General features: G+C 64.1%; 21 protein-coding genes. 6 read left to right on the top strand and 15 right to left on the bottom strand.

The features are described from left to right. Positions 1-51: 51 nt before the first annotated feature. The 4 genes from AC3EC3_RS06220 to AC3EC3_RS06205 all read left to right on the top strand — a co-directional run bounded on the left by AC3EC3_RS06220 (position 52) and on the right by AC3EC3_RS06205 (position 3671). The gene (locus tag AC3EC3_RS06220) at positions 52-987 is read left to right on the top strand and encodes an ABC transporter ATP-binding protein (RefSeq protein ID WP_488488742.1); all 936 of its coding nucleotides are present in this window, start codon (positions 52-54) and stop codon (positions 985-987) included. Continuing rightward, positions 984-1757: an ABC transporter permease gene (locus AC3EC3_RS06215; RefSeq protein ID WP_488488741.1), complete on the top strand. Its 774-nt coding sequence runs from the start codon at positions 984-986 to the stop codon at positions 1755-1757. Before AC3EC3_RS06220 ends, AC3EC3_RS06215 begins: the two co-directional genes overlap by 4 nt. 18 nt (positions 1758-1775) lie before the next feature. After that, on the top strand, positions 1776-2915 hold the full coding sequence (gene tgt, locus AC3EC3_RS06210) for a tRNA guanosine(34) transglycosylase Tgt (protein ID WP_488488740.1): 1140 nt from the start codon (positions 1776-1778) through the stop codon (positions 2913-2915). Between the two features lie 120 nt (positions 2916-3035). After that, a complete protein-coding gene (locus AC3EC3_RS06205) occupies positions 3036-3671 on the top strand; it encodes an AAA family ATPase (protein WP_488488739.1) in 636 nt (211 codons plus the stop codon). An 18-nt stretch (positions 3672-3689) separates the two neighbouring features. On the opposite strand, the gene AC3EC3_RS06200 is transcribed toward AC3EC3_RS06205, so the two are convergent. The 15 genes from AC3EC3_RS06200 to AC3EC3_RS06130 all read right to left on the bottom strand — a co-directional run bounded on the left by AC3EC3_RS06200 (position 3690) and on the right by AC3EC3_RS06130 (position 15884). Beyond that, positions 3690-3884: a hypothetical protein gene (locus AC3EC3_RS06200; protein ID WP_488488738.1), complete on the bottom strand. Its 195-nt coding sequence runs from the start codon at positions 3882-3884 to the stop codon at positions 3690-3692. Between the two features lie 223 nt (positions 3885-4107). Next, entirely contained in the window at positions 4108-4722 is a 615-nt protein-coding gene (rpsD, locus tag AC3EC3_RS06195; protein WP_488488737.1) for a 30S ribosomal protein S4, read from the bottom strand. 264 nt (positions 4723-4986) lie between these two features. After that, a complete protein-coding gene (locus tag AC3EC3_RS06190; protein ID WP_488488736.1) occupies positions 4987-5262 on the bottom strand; it encodes a hypothetical protein in 276 nt (91 codons plus the stop codon). Positions 5263-5342: 80 nt separating this feature from the next. Continuing rightward, the gene (locus AC3EC3_RS06185; RefSeq protein ID WP_488488735.1) at positions 5343-6128 is read right to left on the bottom strand and encodes an RNA methyltransferase; all 786 of its coding nucleotides are present in this window, start codon (positions 6126-6128) and stop codon (positions 5343-5345) included. A 34-nt stretch (positions 6129-6162) separates the two neighbouring features. Next, positions 6163-6624 carry a transcriptional regulator NrdR gene (gene nrdR, locus AC3EC3_RS06180; RefSeq protein WP_260923542.1) on the bottom strand — a complete coding sequence of 154 codons (462 nt, stop codon included), beginning with the start codon at positions 6622-6624 and terminating at the stop codon, positions 6163-6165. A gap of 33 nt (positions 6625-6657) precedes the next feature. After that, positions 6658-6885, bottom strand: a complete 228-nt coding sequence (locus tag AC3EC3_RS06175; RefSeq protein ID WP_260923540.1) for a hypothetical protein — start codon at positions 6883-6885, stop codon at positions 6658-6660. A 4-nt stretch (positions 6886-6889) separates the two neighbouring features. After that, positions 6890-8188, bottom strand: coding sequence for a serine hydroxymethyltransferase (gene glyA / locus AC3EC3_RS06170; protein WP_488488734.1), 1299 nt, complete (start codon positions 8186-8188; stop codon positions 6890-6892). Positions 8189-8202: 14 nt separating this feature from the next. Beyond that, positions 8203-8640 carry a ribose 5-phosphate isomerase B gene (rpiB, locus tag AC3EC3_RS06165; protein WP_488488733.1) on the bottom strand — a complete coding sequence of 146 codons (438 nt, stop codon included), beginning with the start codon at positions 8638-8640 and terminating at the stop codon, positions 8203-8205. A gap of 395 nt (positions 8641-9035) precedes the next feature. Then, a complete protein-coding gene (locus AC3EC3_RS06160) occupies positions 9036-9653 on the bottom strand; it encodes a DUF2059 domain-containing protein (RefSeq protein WP_488488732.1) in 618 nt (205 codons plus the stop codon). A gap of 152 nt (positions 9654-9805) precedes the next feature. Next, positions 9806-10123, bottom strand: coding sequence for a hypothetical protein (locus tag AC3EC3_RS06155; protein ID WP_488488731.1), 318 nt, complete (start codon positions 10121-10123; stop codon positions 9806-9808). Between the two features lie 180 nt (positions 10124-10303). After that, positions 10304-10831, bottom strand: a complete 528-nt coding sequence (locus AC3EC3_RS06150; protein WP_488488730.1) for a hypothetical protein — start codon at positions 10829-10831, stop codon at positions 10304-10306. A 61-nt stretch (positions 10832-10892) separates the two neighbouring features. Beyond that, entirely contained in the window at positions 10893-12920 is a 2028-nt protein-coding gene (rpoD, locus tag AC3EC3_RS06145; RefSeq protein WP_488488729.1) for an RNA polymerase sigma factor RpoD, read from the bottom strand. Positions 12921-12965: 45 nt separating this feature from the next. Beyond that, positions 12966-14846 (bottom strand): DNA primase, encoded by a 1881-nt coding sequence (dnaG, locus tag AC3EC3_RS06140; protein WP_488488728.1) that lies wholly within the window; start codon positions 14844-14846, stop codon positions 12966-12968. After that, positions 14846-15280 (bottom strand): endonuclease domain-containing protein, encoded by a 435-nt coding sequence (locus AC3EC3_RS06135; protein WP_488488727.1) that lies wholly within the window; start codon positions 15278-15280, stop codon positions 14846-14848. The genes dnaG and AC3EC3_RS06135 overlap by 1 nt, the downstream gene beginning before the upstream one ends. Before the next feature lie 151 nt (positions 15281-15431). After that, on the bottom strand, positions 15432-15884 hold the full coding sequence (locus AC3EC3_RS06130) for a GatB/YqeY domain-containing protein (protein ID WP_488488726.1): 453 nt from the start codon (positions 15882-15884) through the stop codon (positions 15432-15434). Between the two features lie 176 nt (positions 15885-16060). Here AC3EC3_RS06130 and carA point away from each other — a divergent pair, with 176 nt between their 5' ends. Continuing rightward, positions 16061-17227, top strand: coding sequence for a glutamine-hydrolyzing carbamoyl-phosphate synthase small subunit (carA, locus tag AC3EC3_RS06125; protein ID WP_488488725.1), 1167 nt, complete (start codon positions 16061-16063; stop codon positions 17225-17227). Then, positions 17227-17439 (top strand): DUF4177 domain-containing protein, encoded by a 213-nt coding sequence (locus AC3EC3_RS06120; RefSeq protein WP_488488724.1) that lies wholly within the window; start codon positions 17227-17229, stop codon positions 17437-17439. Before carA ends, AC3EC3_RS06120 begins: the two co-directional genes overlap by 1 nt. The last annotated feature ends 1 nt before the right edge of the window (position 17440 follow it).

Genomic DNA, 17440 nt, shown 5'->3' with positions numbered 1-17440 from the left:
GGCGTGAGGATATCGGCGCGCGTCTCAGGGGCAGGGAGCATTTCTCGGACGATGGACACTATTCTCGACATTCGCGGTCTGACCAAGACCTATGCCGGCGGGTTCACCGCGCTGGCAGGGATCGACCTCGAAATCCGACGGGGCGAGATTTTCGCCCTGCTCGGCCCCAACGGTGCGGGCAAGACCACGCTGATCGGCGCGGTCTGCGGGCTGGTGCGCCCGACTTCCGGCACGATCCACGCCTTTGGCGAGGACATGCACAAGCACTGGCGCCGCCTGCGCGCACGCATCGGTCTAGTTCCGCAGGAACTGGCGACCGACATGTTCGACACGGTGTTGCACTCGGTCAACTATTCGCGCGGCCTCTTCGGCCTTGCACCCGATGCCGCCAAGATCGAGGAAATCCTGCGCGCGCTCAGCCTGTGGGACAAGAAGGACGCACAGATCCGCGCGCTGTCCGGCGGCATGAAGCGCCGCGTGCTGATCGCCAAGGCGCTGGCGCACGAGCCGGACCTGCTGTTCCTCGACGAGCCGACTGCCGGTGTCGATGTCGAACTGCGCCGCGACATGTGGAAGCAGATCGCCGCCCTGCGGGAACGCGGCACGACGATCATCCTGACCACGCACTACATCGAAGAGGCTGAGGATATGGCCGACCGGGTGGGCATCATTCAGGGCGGCAAGATCCGGATGGTCGAGCCGACGCGCGAGATGATGAAGCGCCTTGGCCGCACCGAAGCGCATGTCACGCTCGCCGCTGCCGTCTCCGACGTGCCGGCTGTCGTTACGCATTTGCCGGTCACGCTTTCGGAAGACGGCACCGTGCTGATCTATCGCGGCGGAGACGGGCAGGGCGGTGGCAAGGCGCAGGTCGCCGAACTCACCAAAATGCTGGCCCAGGCCGGGATCGACTACACCGCCATCGACATCCGCGAGTCCAGTCTCGAGGAAATCTTCGTCAATCTTCTCGAAGGAGCAGCGGCATGATCGCCTTCAACGCCCGCAGCACCTGGACGATCTACAAGCGCGAAGTGATGCGCGCGCTGCGCACCGCCATGCAGTCGATTCTGGGGCCGGTGCTGACTACAGTGCTCTATTTCGTCGTTTTCGGCGCTGCCATTGGCGGGCGCATGTCTGCCGGAATGGACGGGATGAACTATGGTGCCTTCATCGTGCCGGGGCTGCTGCTGCTGACCCTGCTGGGAGAGAGCACCTCCAATGCCAGCTTCGGCATCTACATGCCCAAGTTCACCGGGGCGATCTACGAACTGCTCTCGGCGCCGGTGGGCGTGGCCGAGACGCTGGTCGGTTTCGTTGGCGCGGCGGCAACCAAGTCGCTGATTCTTGCGGCGATCATACTGACAACGGCGACGCTGTTCGTCGATTATACCATCGTCCATCCGCTCTATGCGCTTGGTTTCATCCTGCTTGTCTCGGCCAGTTTCTCGCTGTTCGGCTTCATTCTCGGCATCTGGGCAACCAGCTTCGAGAAACTTGGTATCGTGCCGGTGCTGTTCATCATGCCGCTGACGTTCCTGGGCGGCACGTTCTATTCGATCGACATGCTGCCCCAGCCCTGGCGCACGGTGGCGATGGTCAATCCGGTGGTCTATCTCGTCAATGGTCTGCGCTGGTGCTTCTATGGCCAATCGGACTTCCCGATCGGGGTATCACTGGGAATGACCCTGGCATTCCTGCTGATCTGCGTGATCGCGATCTGGCGGATCTTCCAGACGGGCTGGCGCCTGCGCGGCTGACGCGGTAGGGGAGCGCGGATGAACCCGCGCTTCCAGTTCCAGATTCACGCGACCGACGGCAAGGCTCGCACAGGCACCATCCAGATGCGTCGCGGCGAGATCCGCACGCCGGCCTTCATGCCGGTGGGCACTGCCGCGACCGTCAAGGCGATGAAGCCCGAGGCGGTACGCGCCGCCGGGGCCGACATCATCCTTGGCAACACCTATCACCTGATGCTCCGCCCCGGTGCCGAGCGCGTTGCGCGGCTTGGCGGTCTGCACAAGTTCATGAACTGGGATCGCCCGATCCTGACGGACAGCGGCGGCTATCAGGTGATGAGCCTGTCCGAACTGCGCAAGATCACCGAAGAGGGCGTGACTTTCGCCAGCCACATCGACGGCTCGCGCCATATGCTCAGCCCCGAGCGCTCGATGGAGATCCAGCGCTTGCTCGGCTCGGACATCGTCATGTGTTTCGACGAATGTCCCAAGATCGACCAGCCGCGCGACGTTATCGCCCGCTCGATGGAAATGTCGATGCGCTGGGCGAAGCGCAGCCGCGAGGCATTCGATCAGGGCGGCGAGCACGCCGAGAATGCCGCGCTGTTCGGCATCCAGCAGGGCGCGCTGGACGAAGGCCTGCGCAAGACCTCTGCCGGCGCCCTGACCGAGATCGGCTTCGACGGCTATGCCATCGGCGGCCTTGCCGTGGGCGAGGGGCAGCAGGCGATGTTCGAGACGCTGGAGTTCGCGCCCGGCCAGCTTCCGGCAGACCGTCCGCGTTATCTGATGGGCGTGGGCAAGCCCGACGATCTGGTCGGCGCGGTGGAGCGCGGGGTCGACATGTTCGACTGCGTGCTGCCCACGCGCTCGGGCCGCAACGGGCAGGCCTTCACCTGGAACGGCCCGCTCAACATGCGCAATGCCCGCCATGCCGAAGATACCGGCCCTATCGACGAGCGTTGCGCCTGCCCGACGTGCAGCACCTACAGCCGCGCCTATCTGCACCACCTGATCAAGGCGGGCGAGATGCTCGGCGCGATCCTGCTGACCGAGCACAACATCTGGTTCTACCAGCAGTTGATGCAGGGCATGCGTGACGCCATCGCGCAGCAGCGTTTCGCGGCGTTCGCCGCAGATTTCCGGCGAGACTATTTCGCCTCGAAATCGGGCGGATAGGGTTGCTGACAGCGCACGGCGCTGGACATGGATGGTGCTTTCAGGGGAGGCTAGCGTCGCTGCGCTGGCCTCTTTTCGATTCGGACGGGCTCGCTGGGCATCACAGGAGAGCCGGACCATATGCCGACTATCGCGATTGTCAGCCAGAAGGGCGGCTCGGGCAAGACGACGCTTGCCGTACATCTCGCCACTTGTGCGGCCTACGATACCCGGCGCAGTTGCGTGATCGACATGGACCCGCAGGCGACTTCGGCGGCCTGGGGGGACTGGCGTGGAGGGTTCCTGCCGGAAGTGGTGACATGCCCTCCGGCGCGGTTGACCAGTACGATCCTGAAAGCCCAGCGCGAGGGGACGGAACTGATCGTGATAGATACCCCTCCGCATGGCGATATGGCATCGCGTGAGGCGGTGCGGGCGGCAGATCTCATCCTGATCCCGACCCGCGCGCGGGCATTCGATCTGCATGCTCTGGAAGCGACGGCGGAACTGGTTGCCTATGCGAAGAAGCCCGCGTTCGTAGTGCTCAATGCAGTGCCGTCCCGTGCGACGAAACTGATCAGTGAGACGGGCGCGCAGATCGAGAATCTGGGATTGAGCATGGCACCCGTCCATTTCGGTGAACGCGCAGCGTTTCATCGCGCTGCGGGCGGCGGGGAAGTGGCTTCCGAGGTCGAACCTGAAGGCAAGGCTGCGGCCGAAGTCGATGCCTTGTGGGACTGGGCGAGCGCCCAACTGGGCCTCGCCCCTAAGTCCTGACGATTACCCTGGTGTCAATCAGGCCGGGATAAGGTTGTCCGCCGAGTCCTGTGGACGGCGGATCTGCAACTTGGTGCCCAGATAGGCCACGAAGCGCCCGGTGTGGGTGTCGAGGAATCCGGCGCCGATCTCGCAGGCATGGCGCTGCGCGGTGTCGAGATCGGGATACCATTTTCCGGTGCGGTGCGGGGTGATGAATCGGTATCGAGACATGGTGACTGTCCAATGCCGAAAGCCTGTTGCGGTTCCCTGACAAGTCCTTCGATTCGCCGATTTTTCCTCGTTTTATCGCAACAATCGTTGGCATCGTGGACGGTGTAGCCGAGCAGCAATCGAGTAGCCCGAAACCGGCCCGAAATCGGCCCAAATTTGGCAATGAAAAAGGGCGGCTCCTTCCGGAACCGCCCCTTCGCATTCTGTCCGACAGGACCGAAAATCAGCGCGAGTAGAACTCGACGACCAGATTCGGTTCCATCTTCACCGGGTAGGGCACTTCGTCCAGCGTCGGAACGCGAACGAAAGTCACCTTGTCGGCGCCGTCCTGAGCGACGTAGTCAGGGACTTCACGCTCGGGAAGCGACTGCGCTTCGATGATCAGCGTCATTTCCTTGGCCTTGTTGCCCAGGCTGATGACGTCGCCAACCTTCACGCGACGCGAAGCGATGTTGCACTTCACACCGTTGACGCGGATGTGGCCGTGCGAAACGATCTGGCGAGCCGAGAAGACGGTCGGCGCGAACTTGGCGCGGTACACGACCATGTCCAGACGCTGCTCGAGCAGGCCGATCAGGTTCTGACCGGTGTCGCCCTTCATCTTGGAGGCTTCCTGGTACGTGCGCTTGAACTGCTTCTCGGTCACGTCGCCGTAGTAGCCCTTGAGCTTCTGCTTTGCACGCAGCTGCAGACCGAAGTCCGAAACCTTGCTCTTGCGACGCTGGCCGTGCTGGCCGGGGCCGTAGCTGCGGCGGTTGACCGAGCTCTTGGGACGGCCCCAGATGTTCTCGCCCATGCGGCGGTCGAGTTTGTACTTGGCGCTCTTACGCTTCGACATATGTCGTCTCCTGTTCTGCTGCCGCCTTCACGGTGAAGGCGATCCATAGTTTTCCGGGGTGCACCATCCGGCCTATCGTGCCGGATGCGGCCGCCGCTTCACCGGAAGTGCGGGGCCGAATAGGCGTTACGCGCCGCATTGAAGCGACGGGCGCCATGTGAAGGGCTGCCCCTTACGGGTTACAGCGCCAGAGTCAAGTCGAAGGGGAGGAGAGGCCCGCGATTTCCTGCCATTTACAGCGGAAAATCGCGGGTTGGCCTGCGCTCAGTGGCCTGAGGAGCGAGTATACGTCCGGGCATCGATCGCATCGAACTTCACCTTGCTGTCGGCGAGCTGCTTCGCAATCTGGTCCCATTCCGCTTTTGTATGACAGGTCTTCCTGCCCATGATCGAACCGGTCGTGTCTTCGCGGCGGCAGATCACGCGGTTGGGATCGTCCTTGGCAAGCTGCGGCTTGTCCGTTTTGGCCAGAGCGCTGTTCGAAAGTGCGGGCGTCGCGCCGGCGAATACCGCCAGCGTAATCAGGATCGCATTCTTCATGATGATATTCCCCCACAGATGTTGTCGCTGCGGGGATGCTATCGTGAAATGAACCGGCAACCAAGAGGATTGGTCGCGGCTTAACTGCGCGGGCGTCGCGCCTTTTCGAGCGCGGAGAGCACGCCGCGCATGGTGCGCACTTCCAGATGGTTCCAGCGCGGCTTGGTCAGCAGATTGCGCAAGGTCAGCCGGTTGGCGGCGGCGCGGGTCTCCGGCCAGAAATAGTTCTTCTCTTCCAGCAGGCGGTCGAAGTGGCCGATGAGGCCTTCGAGTTCCTCTTGCGGGGCAGGGGGAAGCAGTTCTTCCTGCGTGGGCTGGACCAGCCCCGCATCGTGCGCCGCTGCGCCCTTTGACCATTCATAGGCGCACAGGATCACCGCCTGCGCCAGGTTGAGCGAGCCGAACTGCGGGTTGATCGGCACCGTCAGGATCGCGCGGGCGAGCGCAACGTCCTCGGTCTCCAGTCCCGAGCGCTCCGGGCCGAAGACGAAGGCGGAGCGGCCCTGTTCGGCGTGAATCTCGCGGGAGGCTTCCTCGGGCGTTACCACGGGCTTGGTCACGCCGCGCTTGCGGACAGTGGTGGCGTAGACATTGGCGCAGTCGGCCACGGCATCCGCCAGCGTCTCGTAGACCTGCGCCTTTTCCAGAATGATGTCGGCGCCAGCCGCTGCCGGGCCTGCCGAAGGGTTCGGCCAGCCGTCGCGCGGGGATACCAGCCGCATGTCCGTCAGCCCGAAGTTCAGCATGGCGCGTGCGGCCTTGCCGATGTTTTCGCCCAGCTGTGGACGGACGAGGACGATGACAGGCTGGCGGTTTGCGCCTGCGGGCGCCGCTGCGGGCTGGTTCTGGAGGTCGGTATCGGACATGATCATGCCGCGATGGGCTTGCCCGCCGGTAAAATCAACCCTGTCCGATTTCGCGAACGGCGCCTGCGAAATCCTCGAAGTCCTTGGCCTCGGCGAAATCGCGATAGACGCTGGCGAAGCGGATATAGGCCACCGAATCGAGCTGGCGCAGGCCCTCCATCACCATCTCGCCGATGACGACCGAGGGGATTTCCGATTCGCCCGAGGTTTCCAGCTGGCGCTGCACGCCCGAAACGAGCTGTTCTATCTTCTCGCGCTCGATCCCGCGCTTGCGGCACGCCAGAGATACCGACTGCTCGATCTTGCTGCGATCGAACGGCTCGCGCTTGTCGTCGCTCTTCACCACCAGGATTTCGCGCAGTTGCACGCGCTCGAACGTGGTGAAGCGTCCGCCGCAGCTGGAGCACTGGCGGCGGCGGCGGATCGCGGCGTTATCCTCGGCCGGGCGGCTGTCCTTGACCTGGGAATCGTCGTGGGCGCAAAACGGACAGCGCATTCAGGCAGGGTCTTTCGAAATCAGGCGTGCCCCTCAATCGGGGCGCACGCGCTTGTAGAAGGCATAACCGGCACCGGCGGCAAGGCCCATGCCGATCGAGACGACCGGCAGGAAAGCACCGGCAACGGCCCCGAGCGCACCCCAGACGAGAACCGGCTTGGTCGAGGGATGGGCCATGCCATCCTCCAGCATCCCGGCCAGCTCATGGCGGGCATCGTGGATGAAGCTGTCGGTCTTCTCGGGGCGCTCGGGGTCGATCATGGCATCAGTCCTCGTAGATGGGGAAACGGTCACACAGCGCTTCAACGCGCGTGCGCACATTCTGCTCCACCTGAGCGTCACCTTCTTCGCCGCAACGCGCCAGACCGTCGAGAACATCGGCCACCATGTTGCCGATCTCGCGGAATTCCTCGGGGCCGAAGCCGCGCGTGGTGCCCGCAGGCGTGCCGACGCGGATGCCGCTGGTCTTGACCGGGGGCAGCGGGTCGAACGGGATACCGTTCTTGTTGCAGGTGATGCCTGCACGCTCCAGCGCCTCGTCGGCGTCCTTGCCGGTCACGCCCAGCGGGGTGAGGTCGACAAGCGCGAGGTGCGTGTCGGTGCCGCCCGAAACGATCGCTGCGCCGCGCGCCTTGAGGGTCTCGGCCAGAACCTGCGCATTCTCGATCACGCGCGCGGCGTACTGCTTGAACTCGGGGCGCAGCGCTTCACCGAAGGCGACCGCCTTGGCGGCGATGACGTGCATCAGCGGGCCGCCCTGAAGGCCGGGGAACACCGCCGAGTTGATCTTCTTGGCCAGCTTTTCGTCGTTGGTCAGGATCATGCCGCCACGGGGGCCGCGCAGCGTCTTGTGCGTGGTGGTGGTGGCGATGTCGGCATAGGGGAACGGCGAGGGGTGGAGGCCTGCGGCGACCAGACCAGCGAAGTGCGCCATGTCCACCATGAACAGCGCGCCCACTTCGTCGGCGATCTTGCGGAAGCGCGCGAAGTCGATCTCGCGCGGGTAGGCCGAGCCACCGGCGATGATGAGCTTGGGGCTATGCTCGCGGGCGAGCGCCTCGACCTGATCGAAGTCGATCAGGTGGGTGTCCTTGGTGACGCCGTACTGGATGGCGTTGAACCACTTGCCCGACATCGCCGCGCGCGCGCCGTGCGTCAGGTGGCCACCGGCATCGAGGCTCATGCCCAGAATGGTGTCGCCCGGCTTGACGGTGGCGAGCAGTACCGCGCCGTTCGCCTGCGCGCCCGAGTGGGGCTGGACGTTGACGTATTCGCAGCCGAACAGCTGCTTGGCGCGATCGATCGCCAGCGCTTCGACCTGATCCGAAGGCTCGCAACCCTGATAGTAGCGCTTGCCGGGATAGCCCTCGGCGTACTTGTTGGTGAAGACCGAGCCCTGTGCTTCGAGCACGGCCTTGGAGACGATGTTCTCCGAAGCGATCAGCTCGATCTGCTTGCGCTCGCGCTTCAGTTCGTGGCCGATGGCCTTGGCGACGGCTTCGTCGCTGGTGGCAAGCGCGTCGGTGAAGAAGCCGGGGGCGCGGATGGCGGTTTCGACGGTCATAAGGTCTGGCTCCTTCAGAGGGTCGGGTTGGAAAGCTTTTCGACGCGGCCCGCGTGGCGTCCGCCACCGAACTCGGTCGAAAGGAAAGCGTCGAGGCAGGCCTTGGCCATGTCGATGCCGGTCAGGCGGGCGCCCATGGCGATCACGTTGGCATCGTTGTGCTCGCGCGCCAGCGCTGCCGAAAGCGGCTCGGAGACGAGCGCGCAGCGGCAGGCGGGATCGCGGTTGACGGCGATCGAGATGCCGATGCCCGAGCCGCACAGCGCGACGCCGAACTGCACGGTGCCGTCGGCGACGACCGAGGCCAGCTTGTAGCCATAGTCGGGATAATCGACGCGGGTCTCGGTCTCGGGGCCGAGGTCGGCGACCTCGTGGCCGATTTCGATGAGATATTCGCGCAGAGCTGCCTTGAGCTCGACGGCGGCATGATCGGATGCGATCGCGATGCGCATGGGAGAGGGTGGTTCCTTCTCGCGAGGGATTCGCTTGCGCGCTCCCTTAGTCGCGCTCCGGCGAAATGGCGAGTCTTGACCGTGCCATGGGCGCACAAGGTGACACCTGGTTGACACGGTTTACACTGTCCAGAGGAGATATGTGCCGCCTCGCCGGAGAAATGGCGGATTTGCGTAGTGTACGGTGTTAACATGCGCCGCGTAAGTGTCACCTTGCCGCGAGGCGTGTCATCTTGCGGTGGCCGCATGGGTTGCGGGGTTGCAGCGAAAGAGGCAGGCGCGTCCATGCGGTGAGAGTACCGCGCGGCCGGGTCTGTAGGAAAGGGAAGCGCCCCGCACCGGGGGCATCGGCACATTGGCCCCGAAGCCAAGCAGCGGGCTTCCTTCCGGCCGGGTTACTTGCCGTCGCTGTTAGCCGACTTGTCCTTCATCGCGTCGGGATGGGCCTTCAGATAGGCCATCACCTCTTCCTGAAGATCGGCCTGCGAGGCTTTGCTGATGGACTTGATCTGCCGGAAATATTCGGTGTTCACTTCGGCGACGGCGGGATCGGACATGATTTCGAGCGAGTGGCTGAAGTAGGCACTGCCCGAGGGTGTCTCTGCAAAGGCGGCGATGTCGCGCAGCTGCGCAGTGGTGAACTTGCGGGTATAGGCCTGCGCGATCGCATCCATCTGCTTGGGCAGATAGGCGTCCGTCGCCGGGCGCAGCAGGGTGGGGATGTTGTCGAGGTAATCCTCAAGGATCTTGTGCAGGCCGGGATCGGTGATCTCGTCAAGGCCGAGGCCGCTCTTCATCTGCCCGAGCATGGTTTGCATCAGATTGGTCAGCATTTCCTGACGTCGCTCGGGCGGGAAGGCGGCGGACGTGATCCGTTTTGCCAGAGCCAGCGCCTCGGGATCGACGGCGGGCGTAGCCGCTGCTGGTGGCTTGGCAGCACTGGCTGGCGTGGAAAGCGGAGCTGTGGCCAGCGCGGCGAAAGCGGCGAAGCCGAGGAAACGGGCCAATGTCATTCGAGAATCCCCTTCAATATCGAACTGGGCAGAACCTTCGCGTTATGAAGGTTGGACGCTTGCCCTAGAATGCCTGTCGGACGATCCGCCAGCTCCGGATGATAATAGCGTTCACACGATTATTGCGAAATTTCCAGCGCTTACAAACTCCGTCATCCTTGGATGTCGAACTGGCCCGACCGGTCAAGGTCGATGACAAAGCCATATTCTCCCTGAGATAGCGGTACTTTGCCGAGCCTGATGCTGACGGAGCCATTGGTCCCGGTGGGAGACCCTTCCCAAAGCGATGGGCAATTGAGCGATAGCGTCGGCGCCTGCGGAAATTTGCGCAGGTGCTCGTCCACGCTTTGGCGCAGCTTGGCAGGGGCTTCCTTGCCCTGGATGACAAATGCAGTCAGGTGCGTGGGAGCATCCCCTCCGGCGATGGCGATCCGTACCGAGCCAAAGGTCGGACAATCCACGGAGGCCATTGTCGTACTGCTCGTGGCAGGTTCGGGCGGCCCGAGATGATAGTGCGGGGCCGGGGGAGGAGGGGGAGGCGACGTGGAAGGCGCTGCGGCAGTCAGCAACATGGTGAGAATCGGGCTCAAATAGGCTTCCTTTTGCAAGAACTTTCGCAAGAAAGATGGAGAGCGGCTTGCTGTCGTGGGTCAGGCATTTGCCAGCTTCGCTCGCCGGTCGCGGACAATCGCCATGATGGCCGCGATCCACAGCCCTGCCGACGCGCCACCCCCGGAAAGGACGCTCCCGAGCGGAGCGGGAAGGAGGGCGCCTGTGACTGCGGCAAGGATCAGGGCTGTTCCCAGCCAGTAGAAAGGCCGGAAGCCGCCCGCCCGTGCGATCGGCAGGAAGTGCAGGCCGACGATCAGCGCCATGGCCGGAAGCAGCAGGTCGGGGCGGTGCAGGTTCATGGCGAGATTACCGACGACGAACAGGCCGAGACCTTCGCCGAGACTGCTCCACTGGATGGCCTTGGCCTCGCGCGGGGTGGGGATGATGCCGGTGCCGGGCATGCGGATCACGCGTAGTGCTGCCAGCGCGATGCCCAGGTAGACAAGCGCGGGGAGGGCTAGCGCCAGCGTGAACATCGTTCCTGGCAGATGCGTCTGCCAGGTCAGGGCCATCGCCGCGAAGACCGCGCCGAAGAACCCCATGATCAGTGCGCCCCAGGCCCCCATAGCGTCGTCACTCCCACAAAAAAGCCCCGCCGGAGCGGGGCTTTTCCTGAACTCGTCTCGATTACTGGTCGAGGAAGCTGCGCATCTTGCGGCTGCGGCTCGGGTGCTTGAGCTTGCGCAGCGCCTTCGCCTCGATCTGGCGGATGCGTTCGCGCGTCACCGAGAACTGCTGCCCCACTTCCTCTAGCGTGTGATCGGTGTTCATGCCGATGCCGAAGCGCATGCGCAGCACGCGCTCCTCACGCGGGGTGAGGCTGGCGAGAACGCGCGTGACCGTTTCCTTGAGGTTCGCCTGAATGGCGGCGTCCACCGGGATGATCGCGTTCTTGTCCTCGATGAAGTCTCCGAGGTGCGAATCCTCCTCGTCGCCGATCGGCGTTTCGAGGGAGATCGGCTCCTTGGCGATCTTCATCACCTTGCGCACCTTTTCGAGCGGCATCGACAGACGCTCGGCCATTTCCTCGGGCGTGGGCTCGCGGCCCTGCTCGTGGAGGAACTGGCGGCTGGTGCGCACCAGCTTGTTGATCGTCTCGATCATATGCACCGGGATGCGAATGGTGCGCGCCTGATCGGCGATCGAGCGGGTGATCGCCTGACGAATCCACCACGTAGCATAGGTCGAGAACTTGTAGCCGCGACGGTATTCGAACTTGTCGACCGCCTTCATCAGGCCGATGTTGCCTTCCTGAATGAGATCCAGGAACTGAAGCCCACGGTTGGTGTACTTCTTGGCGATCGAGATCACCAGACGCAGGTTCGCCTCGACCATTTCCTTCTTGGCAATGCGCGCCTCGCGCTCCGCCTTCTGGACCATGTTGACGATCCGGCGGAACTCGGGGAGCGCCATGCCGGTGGCGGCGGCGATGTCGGCAACCTCGGCGCGGATGCGCTCGACGTTATCGGCCTCGTTCTCCGCGAAGGCAGCCCACTTCTTGTCCTTCTTGCCGGCCTCGGCGAGCCACGCGTCGTCCAGCTCGCGACCGACGTAGCTTTCCAGGAAGTCGGCGCGCTTCACCTTGTGACGCTCGGCCAGACGCAGCATCTGGCCGCCCAGCGTGGTGAGGCGACGGTTGAAGGCATAGAGGTTGTCGACCAGATATTCGATCTTGGTCGCGTGGAACTTCACCGATTCCACCTGCGCGGTGAGGTCTTCGCGCAGCTGCTGGTACTGGTCTTCCTTGGCCGCCGGGAAATCGATGCCCAGTGCCAGCGCGTCGAGACGCTCGCGCTGCAGCTTCTCGAACGTCTGGAACAGCTCGGTGATCAGCAGGAACTTCTCAAGCGCTTCGGGCTTGAGCGCCGCTTCCATCTGCGCGAGCGAAAGCGTGTTGTCCTCTTCCTCTTCCTCGGCCTGACGCTTCGGGATAGGGTTGCCGTCCTCGTCGACCTCTTCCGAGTTGTCCTCGTCGTCGGAATCGTCGTCCTTGAACGAGGGACCGGCGGTGGCTTCGGAGATTTCGCCGTCGTCCTCGCTCTCGCCGTCTTCGTTGAGGCTTTCGGGCGCAGGCTCCTTGGACAGCATCGCGTCGAGATCGAGGATCTCGCGCAGCTGCATCTCGCCATTGTTGAGCGCTTCGGACCACTGGATGATGGCGTGGAAGGTGATCGGGCTCTCGCACAGGCCCAGGATCATCATGTCGCGACCGGCCTCGATGCGCTTGGCGATGGCGATTTCGCCCTCGCGGCTGAGCAGTTCGACCGCGCCCATCTCGCGCAAGTACATGCGCACCGGGTCATCGGTGCGCTCGACCGTTTCCTTCTTCTTCGGCTCGGCGACCATGCGCGGACCGCCATCGTCACCGTCGCTGTCGTCGGTGTCCGAATCGTTGTCCTGGTCCTCGTTTTCCTGACCTTCGGCGTCTTCGTCATTATCGACGATGTTGACGCCCATTTCGTTCAGGGCGGAGGTGATGTCCTCGATCTGATCCGAGGACATGTCCTGAGGCAGGGCTTCGTTCAGTTCGTCATACGTGATGACGCCGCGACGCTTGGCACGTGCGATCAGCTTTTTGATCGACGCCTCATTGAGGTCGATCAGAGGAGCGTCGGTGCCGTCGTGGGTATCGCCGTCGGTGTCGTTTTTGCTCATTCTTCCGCCGTTAGCTCGTGCAGCCTGTGGTGTATAATTATACAATCAGGACGCATGTCTGGTCGTCATTTGCCTGAGACGCTTGTCAAATTCCAGCTTTCTCTCGCGCAGGCGCTGCTGCTCGGCGAAAGTCTCGTCGGTGAACTCGCGTTCGTGGCGTTCGGTCGCCGCTGCAAGGGCCTGTTCGATCATCGGCAGCTCGGTCAGCAGCTGGATGGCCTGGATCAGTTCCGCCCGTGCCTTTTCGGGTTCGCCCCGGCCATCCACGAAGCCGAAACGTATCCCTGCGTATTCGGTCGAATGCGGGGCTTCCACGCCATTTTTCGTCAATATGGTCGCAAGTTCGGCGCTTTCAAGCGGGCCGTGTGCGTCCCAGCAATCGAGCAGTACGCCGAAGCGCGGATCGAGGTCCGGCGTGCGGGCAATGGCCTCGGCATGGTGGCCGAGCACTTCGGGCCAGTGGAACAGGCCGGCGAGCACGGCGGCGGAAAGGGCATCGCGATTTCCCCCACCGAATCGCGCTGCAAGTCGCGCGATCGATTCGGGGCTGGAGGGGGCAGGGCCGTTCTGGCGCCCGTTCCACGGCCCCTTGCGTCCCGGCTGGAACGGCGCCCGATTCGCACCTCCGTTCTGCCCCCCATTCTGCCAGCGATTTTCGCGGCGCGGGTAGGCGAACTCGGAAAACCGGTCGAGCAGCTCGCGGCGATAGAGCCCGGCGATGTCCTGATGCGCGATCGTCTCGACATGGGCGAGCAGGCGGGCCTTCAGGCCTGCCTTGGCCTCGGGCGTCTCCAGCGGCAGCGCGTCGCGCTCGTGCTCCCAGAGCACGTCGAGCAGGCTGCGCGATTCGCCGAGAATCGTTTCCATCGCGGCTGGCCCGCGCGCCTTGATGAGATCGTCCGGGTCGAGGCCTTCGGGCAAGCGCACGATCCGCAAGCTGTGCGCCGGGCGCAGCAGCGGCAGCGCACGGGTGACGGCGCGCATCGCCGCGCGCTGTCCTGCCGCGTCACCATCGAAGCACAGGATCGGCATTTCTACGTGGCGCCAGAGCATCTCGATCTGGTGTTCGGTGAGCGCAGTGCCCAGCGGCGCGACAGCATCGGCGATCCCGGCGGCGGCCAGCGCGATCACGTCCATGTAGCCTTCGACCACCACCATGCGCCCGGTCTGGCGCGCGGCAGGCGCGGCACGGTGCAGGTTATAGAGCGTGCGGCCCTTGTCGAACAGCGGCGTGTCGGGCGAGTTCAGGTACTTGGGCGCATCGGTCTTGCCCTTGGCAAGGATGCGGCCACCGAAGGCAATCACCCGCCCGCGCGCATCCGCAATGGGCAGCATCAGGCGGTCGCGGAAGCGATCGTAGGGATCGCGTTCCTCGACGGCGATGCGCAGGCCCGCCTCGATCAGCATCGGTTCGGGAAAGCGGGAAAGGGCGCTTTTCAGCGCCTGCCGACCCTCGGGCGCGAAGCCGAAGCCGAACCGCTCGACCGTATGGGCATTGAATCCGCGCGTGGCGAGGTACTGGCGCGCCTTTTCGCCCTCGGCGGCCTTCAGGCTCTCCTCGAAGAAGGCCTGTGCCGCTGCCATCACGTCGTGCAGCGAATCGCGTTTCTCCGCCGCCTTGGCCGCGCGCGGATCGGGGGCGGGGACGTCCATGCCCGCCTCGCCCGCCAGTTCCTTCACCGCGTCCATGAAGGCCAGGCCCTGATGGTCGGTCATCCAGCGGATGGCATCGCCATGCGCGCCGCAGCCGAAGCAGTGGTAGAAGCCCTTCTCGTCGTTGACGTAGAAGCTGGGCGAGTTCTCGTTATGGAACGGACAGCACGCCCGGTGCTCGCGCCCTGCCTTCTGCAGCCGGACCGAGCGCCCGATCAGCGCCGAAAGCGTGGTGCGCGCACGCAGCTGGTCGAGCCATTGCGGGGTCAGCATCAGACAACACGCCCGCGCGAACGCGCCGGGCTGCACAAACTCCCCTCCCGCTTGCGGGAGGGGGCGGGGGAGGGCATGTCGCCCAGCACGGTCGCGACGCGCGCCAGAACGCCCTCTGTGGAATCGAGAACGTCGGCGTTCCAGAAGCGGATCACGGTGAAACCTTGCAGTTCGAGAAAACGGGTGCGGCGCTGGTCGTAGTCTATCGCGGATGCATGTTGCCCGCCGTCGAGTTCGATCACCAGCCGATATTCGCGCGATACGAAATCGCAGATGTAAGGGCCAACCGGAAACTGTCGGTTGAAGCGGACACCGGCGAGTTGCCGGGCGCGCAGATGTCGCCAGAGGAGGCGCTCCGCCGGAGTGGCATCACGCCGCAACTGCCGTGATCGGGCAGTAGGCCGGGAATAGCCTTTGTCTGGTGGGGTCTCCAACGAAAGGCTCCTTAGGCGTGCTGTTCCGGTCGCTCCGATGCGATTAAGAGGCGCTGTGAAAGTGGCGCTGTAACAGGCCCTCCCCCGGCCCCTCCCGCAGGCGGGAGGGGAGGTTGTGGGATGCCGGCCCTTGCGGGCTGTATGGGTTGCCTCAGCCCAGCGCGGCCTTCACCCAGGCGCTGGCCTTGCCCGCGTCGATTTCGGCGCCGTGGCGTTCTTTCAGCAGGCCCATGACCTTGCCCATGTCCTTCATGCCGGTGGCGCCGGTTTCGGCCTTGAGCGCCTCGATCACCGCCTTGGTCTCGTCCTCGGAGAGCTGGGCGGGGAGGAAGGTCTCGATCACTTCCAGCTCGGCCTTTTCCTCGGCGGCCTTTTCCGGGCGACCGCCTTCTTCGAACAGCTGGATCGATTCGCGGCGCTGCTTCACCATCTTCTGGAGCACCTCGATCACCATCGCATCGTCATCGGGCGTGGTCTCGGCGGTGCGCAGTTCGATATCGCGGTCCTTGACCTTGGCGAGGATGAGGCGGACGGCGGCGAGGCGGGCCTTGTCTCCGCCCTTCATGGCGGAAATCTGCGCGGCCTTGAGCGAATCGCGGATCATGGGTCTGAATGCTTCCTGTTGGCGTGCCGGATGGCGAAAATGTACGAGACAGTGCGGATGCGAGCGTGGCTCGCGGCGATTTGTGGCTTTGCGCGCTTGACGCACCCGGCGCTCGTCTCTAGCGGCTGAGCCTTAGCACACATATCCTGAATGCCGTCAACGGAGCGACCCTACTAATGGCCGACGCCGCATCTTCGCACGCCCCCAAACCCGATGGCGCCACCGGCGTTCTCGTCCTTGCCGATGGGCATGTCATCTGGGGGCGCGGTTTCGGCGCAGTGACCGCAGCGGTGGGCGAAGTCTGCTTCAACACCTCGATGACCGGCTATCAGGAAGTGATGACCGATCCGTCCTATGCAGGCCAGATCGTGACTTTCACGTTCCCGCATGTCGGCAATGTCGGCGTCAACGACGAGGATCTCGAATCGCAGGTCGACGGCGCGGTGGGCTGCATCGTGCGCGAGGACGTGACGCTGCCTTCGAACTTCCGTTCGCGCGGCGAATATGGCGAGTGGCTGGCGGCCAAGGGCAAGGTCGGGATCTCGGGCGTCGATACCCGCGCGCTGACCCGCCGCATCCGCCTGTCGGGCGCGCCGAACGCGGTGATCGCGCATAGCCCGGACGGCACTTTCGACATTCCCGCCCTGCTGGAGAAGGCCCAGAGCTGGCCGGGTCTGGAAGGCATGGACCTTGCCAAGATCGTCAGCCGCGAAATTCAGGAAGGCTGGGAAGGCTCGACCTGGACGCTTGGTGAAGGCTTCGGTGCAGGCGAGGGCGAAGCCCGCCCGCATGTCGTCGCCATCGACTACGGCGCCAAGGACAACATCTTCCGCAATCTGGTGAAGGCCGGCGCGCGCGTTACCGTGGTGCCTGCTGAGACCACGCTCGACCAGGTGCTGGCGCTGGAGCCTGCCGGTGTGTTCCTCTCGAACGGTCCCGGCGATCCGGCGGCGACCGGCGTCTATGCCGTCCCGGTGATCCAGCGCCTGCTGGAGCGCGACATTCCGGTGTTCGGCATCTGCCTTGGCCACCAGATGCTCGGCCTTGCCGCTGGCGCCAAGACCGCCAAGATGCATCAGGGCCATCGCGGCGCGAACCACCCGGTGAAGCGCCACGCCGACGGCGTGGTCGAGATCACCTCGATGAACCACGGCTTCGCGGTCGACAACCAGACGCTGCCCGAGAATGTCGAGGAGACCCACGTCTCGCTGTTCGACGGCTCGAACTGCGGCATTGCTATCAAGGGCAAGAAGGCTTTCGGCGTGCAGTACCACCCCGAAGCCTCGCCCGGCCCGCAGGACAGCTTCTACCTGTTCGAGAAGTTCGTGGGGATGCTGGGGTGATGACGATGACGCGCTGGGAATACATCGTTGCCTCCAAAATCAACGGCATGCTGAACTATCGCGTGTCGGGAGGCGAGATGCAGACCCAGTCGGTCGTCGGTGCACTCAACTACCTCGGTTCTCTCGGTTGGGAACTGGTGTCCGTTTCTGCGGAGCCCGGCCTTTCCAGCACCACCCATTCTTTCATCTTCAAGCGGCCTGTTGAGGTCTGAA

The sequence above is a fragment of the Novosphingobium sp. BAM6 genome, assembly GCF_057784955.1.
Note: the sequence above shows the minus strand (reverse complement) of the source record. Positions and strands in the feature narration are given on the sequence as shown.